Source organism: Brevibacillus ginsengisoli (assembly GCF_050113715.1).
Classification (GTDB): domain Bacteria; phylum Bacillota; class Bacilli; order Brevibacillales; family Brevibacillaceae; genus Brevibacillus_H; species Brevibacillus_H ginsengisoli.
On record NZ_JBNJQR010000002.1, the window covers coordinates 314,616 to 330,254 of the forward strand.

Sequence of the window (15,639 nt, forward strand, 5' to 3'; positions counted from 1 at the left end):
ACTGCTGAAAGGATTCTACTGATGAGATACTTACTTATTTGCTTCCTTGTGCTCTCTAGCCTGTTGCTTCCTTTTTCCAGCCAACCAGTTGAGGCTGCGAATCAAACTTTATCAGCTGACATGATCAATGCCGAGTCAGCCGTTCTAATTGACGCAACCACTGGCACCGTGTTGTTTGAAAAAAATCCCGATATGAGACAATTCCCTGCCAGCACAACCAAAATCGCGACGGGAATTTATACGATTGAGTATGGACATTTAGACGATCTTGTTACTGTTTCCCATAAAGCGCGGACAGTAGAAGGAACACGTGTCTACCTAGGAGAAGGAGAACAGGTACAACTTCACAAACTTCTTTACGGCTTATTGATGAACTCTGGGAACGATGCTGCCATTGCGATAGCCGAGCACATGGCGGGAAGTACAGATGAATTTGCCAACCGAGTCAACCAATTCTTGAAGGATCGACTCAATCTCAAGAACACGCATTTCACCAATCCACACGGCCTTCATGATCCGAATCACTATACCACCGCTTCAGACATGGCCAAAATTGCGCAATATGCGATGTTTAATCCTGTTTTCCGCGAAATCGTGGCAACGAAGAAACTGCCATGGGACGGAAAAGAGTGGAAAACCGTCTTGGTCAACCACAATCAGATGTTGTGGAGCTATGAAGGGACTACAGGAATCAAGAATGGATTTACGGATCAGGCGAAGCATGCCCTTGTAGAGTCCGCCAAAAGAGGCAATTCAGAGTTTATTGCTGTGGTCATGAAGGGTGATTCTAGAAACTTGAACTATCGGGATGTCACCAAAATGCTGGATTATGCGTTTGCCAATTATGAAACAGTTCAAGTTGCCAAAGCGGGTGACAAGTTTAAACCAACCGTGCAAGAAACCACCTCCAATCAAACGCCGCGTGTAGATTATTACTTTACGGATAAACCATTGTACGTGACTGTTCATAAAGGAAGTCAAATGATTAAGGAAGTGTCCGCCAATGGACATTTAACTGTTCTTGAGGACTCAGGTTCCAACAGCTCGCAGGTCTTTTCATTGAAGCCGAAGGAATTACCACAGGTGGCCTCTGCTCACTTTGAGAATTTACTGGGAAAAGCGACTGAAGATTCCATTCCGCGTTACGCGATTCTTGCGACCTGGTTTATCGTCAATCTGCTAATGCTCTACTATGTCATTACGAGAAGAGGCAGAAATTCGATTGATCAACGACGAAATATCAAACGCTATGACTCATCAGAAACACCAGATGCAGACTATCAGTAACGATAGTCTGTTTTTTTGCGTCTAATGGCAATTCCTGAATGGAAATCAGTCGGATAAGAGAAACTGGTGAGAGGATGTTTCAATGAAGGAGGATTAGCATTGAGTATTGATATCGTCTGCACGATTGGTCCAGCCAGTCAAGACATAGAAAAGCTTCGTGAATTAATCTCCCGCGGGATGACCGTCGCGAGAATTAATTTATCACATGGAGATCAGAAGACGCATCGAGAAGTGATCCAAACCTTACGTCGATTAGCTCAAGAAACTAATAAGAAGGTGAGAATTCTCGGCGATCTGCAAGGCCCCAAGATTAGGCTAGGGACAATCAACGGGAATCAGGCGGAGTTAAAAGAAGGGCAAACCTTCAGACTCTATACCACACAAGTTGAGGGAAACGCCACGCAGGCGAGCATCGATTACGCAGGTGTAACCCAGGACGCCAAACCAGGCTTGCGTGTCCTTATCAATGACGGAGAGATTCAATTGAGGGTGTTGAACGTTTTACCTGATCATTTAGAAACAGAGGTATTGGTTGGAGGAGTAATCTCCAATCACAAAGGAGTGAATCTCCCGGGGCTAATCATCCGACTTCCTGCGCTTACAGAAAAAGATAAACAGGACTTGCGCTTTCTGTTACTGGAAAAGGTAGAAATGATCGCTTGTTCGTTTATCCGTACACCCGAACATTTGGATGAAATCCGTTCATTTGCTGGGCTTTCCCAAGGACATCCTCCACAGATCATCGCCAAGATTGAGACAATGGAGGGTATCCGTAATTTCTCGTCGATCTTGCCCAAAGCAGACGGCGTAATGGTGGCACGAGGTGATTTAGGGGTTGAGCTTCCGTTTCCGTGGATCCCGTTATTACAAAAAGCGATGATCTCCGAGTGCAACAAAACCAACACCTTCGTGATAACGGCAACACAAATGCTGCAATCCATGGTCGAGCATCCTGTGCCGACGAGAGCGGAGGTTACGGATATTTTTCAATCGGTCTTGGATGGTACCAATGCGGTCATGCTTTCGGCTGAGAGCGCTGCCGGACATTACCCCGTTGAGAGTGTCGAGGTATTGAAGTCTGTCGCCCGCTTTGCACAGCGAGTTTGCACCAAGCAACCATTTGATCTGGGAGATATGCTGGATTTGCTCTCTGAAGATTTCCCGATGGTGGTGACTTCCTATCAATAGCGCAATTGAATTCTGTTGAGGTTTTCTGTTTTTTGTATAATTATACATCGTAGTTTCGGTCTCATTTTCAACAGCGCGCCCAAATTAGACGATGAATATTTATGCACTAACCTATCAAGAGAGAAATGTGGTTAATTGAAATAGGCAGTTTGAAACTTATGTTAAGTTTTGGACTGCTTTTTTGGTGGTTTGACTTCTTACGTGTTATACTTAAATAGGTTAAATAATAAGTGGTTTAATATATTCACAATAAAGTGTGGGGCGATCCTATGAAGAATCCGATCGACAACCAGAATCAGACAGAACTGGAGGGCCAAATTAAACGGTTCGAAACTGGTTTCATGACTACTTTTCGTAAAATTGGACCTGAACTTACCGAAAAAGCAGACACCAAATTAACCGGACAGCAGTTTTTTGTCCTTTACTTTCTGTTTAACAAGGGAGTTTGCAAGGTAACGGATCTGGCGGAAAAAATGAAGGTGAAGCCTAGCGCATCTACCGTAATGATTGACCGACTCGTCAAGAACGACTATGTTCACCGTCGTCATGATGATAAAGACCGTCGAGTGGTGCTCATTTCGTTGACGCAGAAAGGTGAACAGGCACTCCAAGAAATGCTTGTGTTGCGAAGACAGGTAATTGGACGCTATCTTTCCGAGATTGATCCTATGAAATTGGATATTTTTCTTGATGTCCTCGAACAAATTGCCGCCAAAAAATTGGAGTAGTGGAAGTAAAAAAAACAAACCTGAGGATGACGTCAGGTTTGTTTTTTTACGACACTGCTGTCGCCAAAGGCTCGGCAATCGCCGAGTTTTCTAACGAGAAGTATTATGAACTCAGATTGGAATGATCGATTCTGCTCTTTACTACGATCTGAATCTGGAGATTTGGGTAGATTTGTCGCCAGTTTTTCTTCATGTTTTTCCATTCCTGGGGGTGCTCCCGATGGATGACCTCTCCGATGCCTAATAAATCCAAGTTGTTCTTTTGGGAATACCGGATCAAGTCCTGATTTTGTAGCGTAATTCTTGAATTCAATTGTTCCTCCCACTTTGTCAATTGGTTCGATGTTATTTTCTCTCCGCATTGTACCTCGACAATATCAAATTCAGGTAGCATCTCCATGGTAATCGTTGGGTGATTGTCCTGAAGCTTGCTTGTGATCTTGGTGTGATTACGCACGTTTTCAAAGGTAGCATAATCATTTCCTGTACCGCAGGGCAGTATCTCAACAGCGCTTTTCGCTTCGTTAATTGCGCGGACATACGCTTTGGTTTTTACCACATCCATCAAGGAAAATAGCTTGTCATCTTTGAATGTGAACACACCTAATGAACGCAAAGACTCTTTAGAAGTCTTGGGCAGTTTGAATAGCTCGACAGCGGGAATCGTTAGCGTCTTGTACTTATTGGTCAACGCTTCACCAACCTGCATGAGGGTGACTCGTCGGGTGTTCGCAGTTGAATGTTGTGCTTCTTCAAGCCCTCTTAAACCAATGGAAATATAGGACTGCTGGGGGATAGAAGCGCGGAAAATGTCAGAGGCTTTACCGTTTGCGATGAACACATTCATGGTATTGCGAAAATGGCGAAGTCGAATGAGCGTGTCAAAATTTTTTCGGAGCCCTTCCTGTGCCATTTTCTTGCTGAAAATGATCGCGTTGACATGACCCCAAATCAAATGACGAGAGGAGCTGTTCCGTAAATTGCGAGCGGCTTCAAAAATCGAATGCCCAGTAGAGGTCAAATAAATCGACTTCCCGCTTAAACCAGCCGGCCCCCCTTGACTCTGTGATTTCAAATCAGATATTTCGACGGTTAAGCGTACGAGATTATTCTTTTCTTGATCTACCGCAATGGTATGGATAATGGCAACGGAATTCAATTCTTGTCTTCCCCAGCATCCGGTGAGTAAGACGGTCAGCATCAGATTCAGGATGAGAAAGAGAAATCGTATTGGCATATTGTACTCCTCATCAAGTGGGTTTCTTGATCAGCTTTTTCCGAAGTATGGCTAGTAAAAGCAAGGCTGACGGAATACCGATTTGAAACAGGGCGAAATACCAGGCATTCTGTGAATAAATCGTACTGATTTGGATAAAATTCGGCACTTTCCACTTGGTGATCACGATCATGGCCAAGGCGATCGGCAGGATGACCACTCGATAATTTTTCAGCTGCAAGGCTGTTGATATCCCATAAACTGCACCAAAGAAATAACTTGTAAACTTGACGTATACTCCAAGAATCCATATCGCCACTACCAAAATATCGATTCGATCGAGGATATTCGCAATATTGATGTCTTGAATGAGGGTAAATGTCGGGTACGTTAGTGTCGAAGTAGTTTCAGCTCCAAAATCCATTATGGAGGCAACGACGGAGGCACATATAAAAATGGTTGACCACCCCATGCTCATCATGAGATATTTCTGTGTGTTTTGATCTTTGCGTACGTGATTGGTGATCATCAGAATAATCATAATGTCACCGAAGAGAGTCTCTGTTTCAAGCATTCCCTTTAATGGTTTGACGACTCCGTTCTCCAATACAGGTAACAAATTTTCAGGATGATATTGATTTAATAAAAGACAGAATACGAGCAAATAGATGCCAAATACAATGGGGAAAATAATCTCAGATACACGAGCGAACACTTCTAATCCGTGAAACGCTGTAAAGGAAGCCAGGATCATACCAATCGTCACATAGACATAAAACGGGGTGGTCGGTTCAACGGTAATTAACAGAAATTCCGTAAATTCACGTAAAACCCACGTACATAAATCGATAAAATAAAGAATAAAGACGAAATTGAGGAGCCCCCCTATAAAGCGCCCCAGTAGAATTCGGTTTATCTCCATCAGATTTTTGCCTGGAAATTGTTTCTCCAGCCAAAGAATGACAAGTGCATTGATCATGCCAAAGAATCCGGCAATCAAGACGACATACCAACCATCCCTGTTCGCTGTGGATGTAACAGCCTTGGGAATATACAGAATAGGAGAGGCGATGGCGATTACCGTGATGAGGCTGACAAACTGCTTATTTGAGATGACTTCCTTACCCAAGTAGTCCCACCACCTTACATGGAAAGAATCATATTATTCACGAAAACGAACATCATCTTCAACGCGAAAAATTGACGGACGCTTTTTATTCAAAAAATGGGGACGGCGGATGAAAATGTCTGTGCTGTTATACATGCTGTACGGAGCAAGCGGAGAAAAGTAGGGAATCCCAAAAGAGCGTAAGGATACTAAGTGAACAAGCAATAAAATGCCTGCCGTGATGATCCCGACATAGCCAAGAAGTCCCCCCATGATAATGATCACGAAACGAAGCATGCGAATAGCGTATGCTCCTGTATTGGTTGGGAGCGTAAACGAACAGATACCTGTAAACGCGACGAGGATAACCGTAACAGGAGAAACGATTCCCGCTTGTACGGCTGCTTGTCCGAGAACAAGTGCTCCCACGATGCTAACCGCAGATCCTACCTGTCTCGGAAGGCGAATTCCCGCTTCCCGAAGAATCTCAAAAGCACCCTCCATGAGTAAAACTTCGACAAGGGTCGGGTACGGAACAGGCTCATGTCCTTGAGCAATACTCATGAGGAGCGTCGTAGGCAAAAACTCATGATGGAATGTTATGGTAGCGACAAAAAAGGCTGGCAAATATAACGTAACAAATCCACAAAAAAAACGAAGTAACCGTAATGCGGAAGCAAGGTAATAACGCCAATAGTAGTCTTCGCTTACTTGGAACGTCTGTAGAAACAGATAGGGAACCATCAGTGTCATGGGTACGCCATTTAGCATGATGGCCACACGACCTTCTAGCAACGCTCCAACCACTCGATCAGGTCGTTCCGTCGATTCTATCAATGGGAATAATGTCCATCGGTTGTCCGTAATCCATTCTTCTATATATTGAATGTCTAACACAGCTTCATATGGGATACGTTTAAGGCGATTGTGTACCTCTTGCAGAATTTTCTCGTTGACAATCCCTTTCATCGATAATACGGCAACTTTGTTATGTGTAATCGTCCCTAGTTGAAGGTATTCAACAGTGAGCAAGGGGGATGGACAGTGAAAGCGAACCAGGGCTATATTATTTTTCATCGACTCGTTAAATCCGTCATGTGGGCCTTTAATGCTGACCTCATTATCTGGTTCGTTTACGGATCGCGTGTTGACCGCATTTGTGTCATAGGATAAAGCGGTTGTCATCCCATCGAACAGCGTAATTGTATTCCCTTTAATGATTTCGTCTACGATTTCTTTTATTGTATGCAGTTGTTTGGTAGGGACCACTTCAATTAATTGATCCGACTGTTTTTGCCTCGATTGCAAAGGTATTTTTTTTAGAAATTGACCGGGGTCTGCCATTCCTGAAAGGTAGACGATCGTAAAGGAATCGCTCTCGTTAAGCTGAATGGATTGGATAACGATATCCTGAGTAAAGTTAAAGGCTATTTTAATCGCGTGGACATTGTCCTTGACGGATGGTTGAATAGTTGGTTCGGAGGAAGGCATAGAATCAACCCTTTCATGGAAGGTATTATTTCCCAAGATCGAGTTATTATTCCACTTCATGCATAGAACAAGGTTTACTAGAAAAAATAGATAGTAAAGTTGGATTCAAAAGGTGAAGGATGATGAAACCTTACGTTTGGATGAATGTGGTATCACTCCTATGGGTGTTGTTTTTGATGAAAGTTCTTCCGGAGAGTGATTATCTTCGAGAGCATGAAAATGATTTATGGCTGTATGCGTATATCGTTGTGGGTGTGACTTTGCCAATTCTCGTCATGATCTACGTCGTGGACAGAATTGCTCGTCGCAGTGAAAAACAGGAAATAAAAAAACAAACCTGAAGTGAGTTTCAGGTTTGTTTTATTTCTGTTTACAGATCACCAATGACATTATCCACTAAGTAAGGAAGATCAAGCAGAATGATCATTCGTTCACCAAGTTTGGCAATCCCGTAAATGAAACCAGAATGAAACATGGATGGGTTCTGGATCGATGAGCTTGGAATATCGACAATGTCCGTTGCTTCTTCTACAATAAATCCAACGTCTTTCCCCTCAATGTTTACCACGATGAAGCGTGTAGCATCTGTCATGACGGTAGAGTTTCCGTTTAAAATTTGCTTTAGATCGACGACGGGAATCACATTACCCCGAAGATTTATCACACCTTCTACATACGGATTTTGTCTGGGGACGGAAGTGATGGCTTGCGCTCTTTCAATGGAGACGACTTCCATGACGGAAATCGAATATTCCTCATGATCAATTCGGAAAATAACTTCTTTTTGGCTGACACTTGTTTTATTCACGGAACTCACCCGATCTCTTTTGTTTGATTTTACATAATTTAGAATTTTATCATATCAGGAATTCATTCAATAAACTAGCACATACAATAAGCTGATTGACAAATTTTTATCGATACAATGGAAAACTCATGGAAATATCATTGCAATTCTGCTTCTTGAATAGTTAAATTAGTAGGTAATTATCTAAGGTATCATCGGGTGTTGACTAAAGGAGACTGTGGTTATGAAGATTGCCTTTTTTGATTCTGGATTAGGTGGTTTAACTGTCCTGCGCGAGGCTGTGAAGTTGTTGCCTCACGAAGAGTATTACTATTTTGCGGATTCATTGCATGTTCCTTATGGTCCGAAGCCCAAGGAGGAAGTAAGGGAATATATATTTCAAGCTGTCGATAAGCTTTCACAAATGGGAATTAAGGCCTTGGTAGTGGCTTGCAATACAGCGACGAGCATTGCGGTTAATGAGTTAAGACAAACATGCAATTTTCCGGTTATCGGCATTGAGCCAGCGGTGAAGCCGGCGGTCGAACGATTCAGAGAATCAGGCCAAAGAGTGCTGGTACTCGCCACGTTACTTACTTTGCAGGAGCCAAAGTTTCATGAGCTTGTTCGTCGTGTGGATGACGAAAATATCGTGGATTATTTGCCATTTCCTGAGTTGGTCGAGCATTGTGAGAATTTACAATATCATGATGACATTATCCTGCCGCTACTTAAAAATAAACTGACTTCCTACGACATGAGTCAATATGGTGTCATCGTATTAGGCTGTACGCACTTCCCGTTCTATAAATGGCACCTGAAAAAAATACTGCCGAACAACATCGAAATCATTGACGGCAGTGTGGGAACCACCAAACGATTAAAGCAAGTGCTTGAGGAGAATAGCTTGTTACGTGAACAGACAAATCAAGAACCTACTCAGATCACTTATCTGTCGTCACTCGACGATGGGGGCGAGCAGAAGCGGATGGAGCGGGCGATGAATTATCTTATCCATGCTGAGATGAACGCCTAAAGCAAGGTTCTATAACGGTTAAATGGATCAAAAGGTTGCTTCGTGGTGAAGCAACCTTTAATACGTTACTCATTATCCGCACAAATCTCGTAACTAGAAAATAGGTGACAAAAGTCTTGCGAGTGACTCGAAAAACCGCGTGAGCAGCGAACGTTTTTGGTACGCTTCCAAGGTCAGTTCTTGGCAATGCGTCAAGTCGTTCATGAAAATCTCAGCCAATTCTTCTGCAGTCGAACTGTCGTAGATGAACGCATTGGTTTCAAAATTCAGCTTAAAGCTGCGAATATCCGCATTTGCGGTTCCCACCGTGGCGATTTTATTGTCAACGACCATCGTTTTGGCGTGTAGAAAACCTTTTTGATAGAGATAGCATTTGACGCCATTATTCAAGAGATAACCCAGATAGGTAGAGGAAGCCCAATAAACTAATCGGTGGTCTGCTTTATAGGGAAACATGATTTTGACGTCGACTCCAGAGAGAACAGCTGTTCGCAGAGCGGTGAGGAAGCTATCATCTGGAATGAAATAGGGAGTTTGCAAATAGATCGTTTGACGGGCGGAATAGATCATTTTCAGATAGCTGTTGCGAATTTGCTGCCGATCGGAATTCGGTCCGCTGGATACAATTTGCATGCCGACTGTCCCCTGGTGCTCCATTATCGGGAAATAGTCAGGAGTTGGCGACAATCGATTGGAGTTAGCCAGATTCCAATCAAGGAAGAAACGCGTCTGCATGGTGACTAACGCGCTGCCTTCGATCTTCAGATGGGTATCTCTCCAGTGACCAAAGTATTTGTTTTTGCCCAAATACTCATCGCCAACATTAAATCCTCCGAGAAAACCGATTTTTCCATCAATAACTACGATTTTTCGGTGATTTCGGAAGTTTAGCCTTATGTTTAGATAGGGAATCTTGGACGGGAAAAAAGCGGCTACCTGCCCACCTGCCGCTTGCAGCGGGGTGAAAAATTGTCTAGAAAGCCTGGAAGAACCAATCGCATCGTACAAAACTCGCACCTCAACGCCTTCCTTCGCCTTTCTGGTGAGCGCTTGGGTAACTTGCTGTCCCAAGGAATCATCTCTAAAAATGTAATACATAAGGTGAATGTGATGCTTGGCTTCCTCAATGCAGCGGAGCAGTTCCGTGAATTTTTTGGTTCCTTCCGTATAAATTTTCACCTGGTTATTCTGAGTAAATAAAGCGTGGTCATTCATGAGATTCATGTAAATCATATTTTGATAATAAGGCATGGAAGGGTCGTTAAACGTTAGTCCGTCTTTCTCGATCAACTCGGTTTGTTCGAGTACCCACGAATGAAGGAGAGAAAACTCCTCTTCCTTAATTTTATAAATTCGACGCTTGCTCAGGTTTTGCCCCAGGATCAGATACAGCACGAAGCCAATACCAGGCAAGAAGAGCAACACCATTAACCACGCCCAAGTAGTGGCAATGTTTTTTCGTTCGAGAAAAATCAAGACACCAGCCATGAGCAGGTTGATGACAGATACAGATACGAAGATATTTTGAAAGTGCATAAAAAAATAGCCTCCGGGATTTTTTCTTTTGATGAGGTTAGAACTTTTTTAGGCTCAAAGGTTGAGGAATGGTAGTAACGAAGAATAAATGTAGGTTCTTCTTACAAGGATTATAACAAGTTCTCAGCATTATCGCTCCAACAAAGTGAAAAGCTGAACAGTTGGTTAATAAATAGTTTATTAACAAAGTAAAATCCGTCAGCTATTGACAATAAACGAAATGCTGGATTATATTTTAACTTATGCAGATGGAATTTATTCCAGTTCACTGTGTCTATCAGAAGGGGGTTAGAAGATCATGGACTTTGTATGGGATGAAATCAAAAGCCTTGCAACAGGCAAAAGATTCAACATGAACTCAATAGAGCACGCAAATTCCGAGCGTCTTTCCCTTTTTGGATTGTTTTCATCCGGCTGCTTAATCGTAACCTGAGTAGCTTGTTTGAAAGCAGTGAAGTGGGTACCTGTTGACCATACAGTGAAGACGTCGGGTTAACCGATGTTTTTTTATGAATAAAAAAGATGTCGGTGTTGGTCGACGTCTGGTTATAATGGGAGACGTCGATCTAAATCGGCGTCTTTTTTTAGTCGGTCGGTAATTCGACAGAGATGTAGGCTAAGGGTACCTCATCGGCTCCAATGATCTGTTCATTGATGGAACTAAACCAAGGGAGGAGAAGAACATGGTTCATGATAGAAGTATCGAAGGGTTAAAAGATGAGAAAAGAGTGAAAAGGAGAGGATATCATGTCAGCAAGTACACCTGCTGCAACTGCTGCGAAAGCATCGATGGGGGACTTATTCCGTAATCGTGTAATTCGGACCATCTTATTATCTACATTTTTTCTGCAAATCGGAATCTGGGTGAGAAACTATTCAATCCTACTTTATGTGATGGATCGAACACATGAAGATCCAGTGGCCGTATCACTAATTTCAGTGGCTGAATTTGCGCCAATCTTCCTGTTTTCCTTCATCGGCGGAACTTTTGCGGATCGTTGGCGGCCCAAGAGAACAATGGTATGGTGCGACGTATTCAGCGCGGTATCCATCTTCTTCGTGTTGTTGACTTTGGTTTTCGGAAGCTGGAAAGCCGTCTTCTTCGCAACGCTGTTTTCATCCATTCTGTCACAGTTTTCCCAGCCGGCGGGAATGAAGCTGTTCAAGCTGCATGTGTCAACCGAGCTGATGCAGATGGGGATGTCCATGTACCAGACGATCTTTGCCCTCTTTATGATTTTGGGACCCATTATCGGGACGTTCGTTTTCAACCATTACGGAATTCAAGTGGCCATTGCCATTACAGGTTTCGCATTCTTGTTGTCTGCCGCAATCCTCTTACTATTGCCCCCTGACTACGATATCGAGGAAAAACAAGAGAAAACCACATTATGGCAAGAGATGAAGGATGGTTTCCGTTACGTATTGGACAGTCGGGCGTTATTGTGTCTGGGTGGTTGCTTCGCTGCTGCCGGTTCTGCGCTTGGCTTTACACAACCGTTAACAATATTCCTCGTGACCGAGCGACTCGGATTGCCGAAAGAACAGCTGCAATGGTTAATGGCGGCGTTTGGAATTGCGATGATTATTGGCGGAGGTCTGACTATGGGGCTTTCTAAAAAGGTGGAGCCACAGAAACTCTTGATTTTAGGCATGGGAGTCAACGCGATAGGCTTTATCGCGTTGGGATTGTCGACTCATCTGTGGTTAACACTACTTATCGAGTTTATTTGTGGGCTGGTGATGCCATGCATCCATATTGGAATCAACACCTTGATTTTGCAAAACACGGAGACTGAGTTCGTAGGGCGTGTCAACGGGATTTTAACCCCACTCTTTATGGGTGCTATGGTACTGACGATGACTAATGCGGGATGGCTGAAACAGAGCTTTTCGCTGGTCTGGATGTTTGAGGTTGCCAGTGTGTTGTTTATTATTGGGGCGCTGGTTATCGTACCTTTACTGAAAAAGCCGTTAGCTGTACAAGAGCAAACCAAATAGAATTCATAACATAATCATCAAGTTATGAAACCATCACTTCCAAAACCGTCACTTCTATAACGTGACGGTTTTTCATTTTTCAGAATGGTCACGTTCCAAAAATATAATGTCCTTATTTTTATTTGGTAAATGATGGTGTATAATAAGAGAACGTTTGTTCTGAAGATTGAAGTGCTTTTCCATATGGAAGAGTCGACTCTCTGACAAAATTGAGGAGTTGTAGAACATGCGCAACGAAACGAGATACACAATGGAGCAGTTAAATAAAGAAGATATAGCCGGTCTTGTTAACCTTTCAGCATCAGTAGGTTGGGATTATGATGAACAAGAAATAAAAACGATTCTCTCGGCAGGTACGGTATATGGTCATAAGAATGAAGGAGGAGTGGTCATTTCTAGTGCGGCCATTATCCCATATGAGAGTGAATTGGCGTCGATTGGAATGGTCATTGTCCATGAAAACTACAGAGGTTATCGATTGGGGAAAGAATTAACGACTGCTTGTATTCAATCGGTTCCTTCTGACACAACCATTATGCTGATTGCGACTGCAGACGGACAGCCTCTTTATGAAAAGTTAGGATTTCATCCTGTTTCGACTGTGCATAAGTTTATTTGCTCTCACATGAGTCCATTCGATACAGCCCATGATCTCAACCAATATCAAATAGTGCCTTTAACTAACCAGTATTTTTCACACGTTCTAGAGTTGGATCGAGCTGCAATGGGAGCGGACAGAACAACCTTATTGAAGTCAAGAATCCAACAAGCTAAACAGGGAGTTGTCGTCCTCAATCATCAAGGTGATGTTGTTGGATTTGGTTTAGGTATAGAAGGCCCCATCCATTTGGTGCTTGGGCCAATTGTAGCCGTTCATGATGAATTGGCGATACTCATGATCGACCACTTGATGAAAGGCTACCGCGGGAGTGTTAGAATAGACGTACCATACGGCAAAGAGGCAATATTTCCGTCCCTGGAGAAGCGGGGATTCAAAAAAGTGAACCATCCACCAGTAATGATCAGGAATTCTACTACCCTGCCTGATCGAAACGATACCCTTTATGGAATTGCTGCCCAAATCTTTGGTTAATAAAACTGCGTCAGCGAAGCGCGTAAAAAAGGAGCAAACGATGAAGCAAAGTAAAACAAATGCGATGCGAATTTTGGACAAGGAAAAAATCGCTTATACGATGTTAACATACAGCGCGGATGACGGAAAGATCGATGGAGTATCCGTTGCGCACAAAATTGGACGAGAAGAAGAGATCGTATATAAAACCCTTATTTCTCAAAGCACTAGCAAGTCTTATTATGTTTTTGTGATTCCGGTAGCGGCTGAACTGGATTTGAAGAAAGCCGCAAAAGCAGTTGGAGAGAAGAAAATCGAAATGATTTCGGTGAAAGATATATTGAACGTGTCGGGATATATTCGCGGGGGATGTTCGCCAATCGGGATGAAAAAACTATTCCCGACGATTATTGATGACCAAGCCCAGTCACTTGAAACCATCATCGTAAGCGGAGGAAGTATCGGCGTGCAAATGGAATTGCAAGTGGAGAATTTGGTGAATGCAACTAAAGCCAAATTTGCAGATGTCGTGAAGTAAAAGGAAGTGATTCGAACATTTGTTCTGGAAACGTAATTTATAGGACTGTGCCAGCGTGGAGGGGAAATGAACAAAAATTCAGTTTTAGCCAATATCAAGCTACTCGTACAAATGCATTCGGATGGTCAACTTGGCGGTGAGGTAATGCCGGAGGATGTCCTTATAGGAATCGTCCCGGATCAGGAATTGCCGAACGTGTTGACCCTTGGGATGTCATTAAATTACCAACGTAATTCATACTCACTCTGGAAGGCAATTGTTGAGGCTTATCAGGATCCGAATGCCCGATGGATTTTTCGACCCCGTGCTGTAGCAGAAACCAACCTGGACGAATTGCGTAATGTGCTGATCAGCTACCGTGTTGCATTACAACCCAATCGTCATCCAGAAATCTGGCAAAGAGTCTCAAAAGGGATATTACAGTCATCTCCTAGTGGTGATGTGATGGGATTATTTGAATCTGTTCAATACGACATTGCGGCATTGAAGAGCATCATTCAGACCGAACGGAAGTCAGATTTTCCATATCTTGCGGGCCCGAAAATCTTCAATTATTGGTTGTATGTCATGGAGACGTATATCGGAATCCGCTGGAAATCGCGTGAGCTTATTACTATCGCTCCTGATACGCACATCTTGAAGGCTACCGTTAAATTGGGAATTTGTTCTGAAGAGGTATTAAATGGAACGGAGAAGGACCGGCAGGTAGTGTCGAATGCTTGGGAAAACGTGTTGAAAGGAAGCGGTTTGGCACCTATTGATGTCCATACTCCCCTGTGGCTTTGGAGTCGAGCTGGCTTTCCTTCACTTACCAAATGAGGGTTAGCGTGCTGTTTTACAGTTGGTATAAATGGATATGATTGACAAATGGAAGGAACGGACTAATATTAAGTTCGTACAATATAAATAATGTATACAATTTAAGAACTACTTAATTTTTGAGTGGAGGTCATGCACGATGAAAATTACTTTTCACGGTCATTCCTGTGTTCAATTACATACAGAGATGCACTCCATTATCATTGATCCTTTTTTGGACGGGAATCCTCTGGCTACAACCAAGGCAAATGAAATCAAGGTGGAATACATTCTGTTAACTCACGCACATTCCGATCATATTTCCGATGCGCTGCAGATTGCCTTGAACAACGATGCCACGATTATCGCTAATTTTGAACTTGCCCTTTACTTTGCGAAACAAGGAGCCAAAGTTTTTCCAATGAATATTGGCGGAGCCGCTTCGTTTCCTTTTGGGAAGGTCAAGTTTACACAGGCGTTCCACAGTTCTTCCATTGAAGTGGACGGAGAGTTTTTGTATGGAGGACTTCCGGCTGGTTTAATCGTAGATATGGAGGATCAAACGGTATATCATGCGGGCGATACAAGCCTTTTCTCCGACATGCATTTGTTGGCGAAGCAGGGAATTCAAGTAGCTTTTCTTCCGATCGGGGACGTTTTTACTATGGGCCCAGAGGATGCGGCAACAGCGGCAGAGTGGATTCAGCCAGAAATCGTCATCCCTATTCATTACAATACCTTCCCGCCAATTCAACAGAATCCAGAGCATTTTATACAACAGTTGCAAGAGAAGGGGATCAAAGGAGTAGTCTTGAATCCTGGGCAACAAGCTCGAATTTAAACAGGAGGAACA

16 protein-coding genes are annotated in these 15,639 nt (G+C 43.1%); 11 read left to right on the forward strand and 5 right to left on the reverse strand.

The window, feature by feature from the left end; genetic code table 11:
- Positions 1-21 precede the first annotated feature (21 nt).
- The 3 genes from ACQCN2_RS05085 to ACQCN2_RS05095 all read left to right on the forward strand — a co-directional run bounded on the left by ACQCN2_RS05085 (position 22) and on the right by ACQCN2_RS05095 (position 3,203).
- Positions 22-1,287 (forward strand): D-alanyl-D-alanine carboxypeptidase family protein, encoded by a 1,266-nt coding sequence (locus ACQCN2_RS05085; RefSeq protein WP_426927811.1) that lies wholly within the window; start codon positions 22-24, stop codon positions 1,285-1,287.
- Between the two features lie 99 nt (positions 1,288-1,386).
- Positions 1,387-2,475, forward strand: coding sequence for a pyruvate kinase (gene pyk, locus ACQCN2_RS05090; protein WP_426927812.1), 1,089 nt, complete (start codon positions 1,387-1,389; stop codon positions 2,473-2,475).
- Positions 2,476-2,744: 269 nt separating this feature from the next.
- Complete coding sequence (locus ACQCN2_RS05095) at positions 2,745-3,203, forward strand: MarR family winged helix-turn-helix transcriptional regulator (RefSeq protein ID WP_426927813.1); 459 nt, start codon at positions 2,745-2,747, stop codon at positions 3,201-3,203.
- A gap of 103 nt (positions 3,204-3,306) precedes the next feature.
- Here the strand turns inward: ACQCN2_RS05095 and ACQCN2_RS05100 are convergent, their stop codons facing one another.
- Genes ACQCN2_RS05100 through ACQCN2_RS05110 form a run of 3 tightly spaced genes read right to left on the reverse strand, consistent with a single transcriptional unit; the run spans position 3,307 to position 7,018 of the window.
- Positions 3,307-4,440: a Ger(x)C family spore germination protein gene (locus ACQCN2_RS05100; protein WP_426927814.1), complete on the reverse strand. Its 1,134-nt coding sequence runs from the start codon at positions 4,438-4,440 to the stop codon at positions 3,307-3,309.
- A gap of 13 nt (positions 4,441-4,453) precedes the next feature.
- A complete protein-coding gene (locus ACQCN2_RS05105) occupies positions 4,454-5,548 on the reverse strand; it encodes a GerAB/ArcD/ProY family transporter (RefSeq protein WP_426927815.1) in 1,095 nt (364 codons plus the stop codon).
- A gap of 33 nt (positions 5,549-5,581) precedes the next feature.
- A complete protein-coding gene (locus ACQCN2_RS05110) occupies positions 5,582-7,018 on the reverse strand; it encodes a spore germination protein (RefSeq protein WP_426927816.1) in 1,437 nt (478 codons plus the stop codon).
- Between the two features lie 122 nt (positions 7,019-7,140).
- Between ACQCN2_RS05110 and ACQCN2_RS05115 the strand changes: the two genes are divergently transcribed.
- Positions 7,141-7,359 (forward strand): hypothetical protein, encoded by a 219-nt coding sequence (locus ACQCN2_RS05115; protein WP_426927817.1) that lies wholly within the window; start codon positions 7,141-7,143, stop codon positions 7,357-7,359.
- Between the two features lie 29 nt (positions 7,360-7,388).
- Here ACQCN2_RS05115 and ACQCN2_RS05120 read toward each other — a convergent pair whose 3' ends face one another.
- On the reverse strand, positions 7,389-7,826 hold the full coding sequence (locus ACQCN2_RS05120; RefSeq protein WP_426927818.1) for a chemotaxis protein CheW: 438 nt from the start codon (positions 7,824-7,826) through the stop codon (positions 7,389-7,391).
- Positions 7,827-8,049: 223 nt separating this feature from the next.
- On the opposite strand from ACQCN2_RS05120, the gene murI reads away from it, so the two are divergent.
- Positions 8,050-8,841 carry a glutamate racemase gene (gene murI, locus ACQCN2_RS05125; protein ID WP_426927819.1) on the forward strand — a complete coding sequence of 264 codons (792 nt, stop codon included), beginning with the start codon at positions 8,050-8,052 and terminating at the stop codon, positions 8,839-8,841.
- Between the two features lie 93 nt (positions 8,842-8,934).
- Here murI and cls read toward each other — a convergent pair whose 3' ends face one another.
- The gene (gene cls, locus ACQCN2_RS05130) at positions 8,935-10,377 is read right to left on the reverse strand and encodes a cardiolipin synthase (RefSeq protein ID WP_426927820.1); all 1,443 of its coding nucleotides are present in this window, start codon (positions 10,375-10,377) and stop codon (positions 8,935-8,937) included.
- A 298-nt stretch (positions 10,378-10,675) separates the two neighbouring features.
- Here cls and ACQCN2_RS05135 point away from each other — a divergent pair, with 298 nt between their 5' ends.
- The 6 genes from ACQCN2_RS05135 (at position 10,676) to ACQCN2_RS05160 (ending at position 15,627) form a co-directional block, all read left to right on the forward strand.
- Entirely contained in the window at positions 10,676-10,810 is a 135-nt protein-coding gene (locus ACQCN2_RS05135; protein WP_426927821.1) for a hypothetical protein, read from the forward strand.
- 314 nt (positions 10,811-11,124) lie between these two features.
- Positions 11,125-12,378, forward strand: coding sequence for an MFS transporter (locus ACQCN2_RS05140; RefSeq protein WP_426927822.1), 1,254 nt, complete (start codon positions 11,125-11,127; stop codon positions 12,376-12,378).
- A gap of 226 nt (positions 12,379-12,604) precedes the next feature.
- Positions 12,605-13,471, forward strand: a complete 867-nt coding sequence (locus ACQCN2_RS05145) for a GNAT family N-acetyltransferase (protein ID WP_426927823.1) — start codon at positions 12,605-12,607, stop codon at positions 13,469-13,471.
- Positions 13,472-13,511: 40 nt separating this feature from the next.
- Complete coding sequence (gene ybaK, locus ACQCN2_RS05150; protein ID WP_426927824.1) at positions 13,512-13,988, forward strand: Cys-tRNA(Pro) deacylase; 477 nt, start codon at positions 13,512-13,514, stop codon at positions 13,986-13,988.
- A 66-nt stretch (positions 13,989-14,054) separates the two neighbouring features.
- Complete coding sequence (locus ACQCN2_RS05155) at positions 14,055-14,807, forward strand: hypothetical protein (protein WP_426927825.1); 753 nt, start codon at positions 14,055-14,057, stop codon at positions 14,805-14,807.
- 139 nt (positions 14,808-14,946) lie between these two features.
- Positions 14,947-15,627 carry a metal-dependent hydrolase gene (locus ACQCN2_RS05160; protein WP_426927826.1) on the forward strand — a complete coding sequence of 227 codons (681 nt, stop codon included), beginning with the start codon at positions 14,947-14,949 and terminating at the stop codon, positions 15,625-15,627.
- The last annotated feature ends 12 nt before the right edge of the window (positions 15,628-15,639 follow it).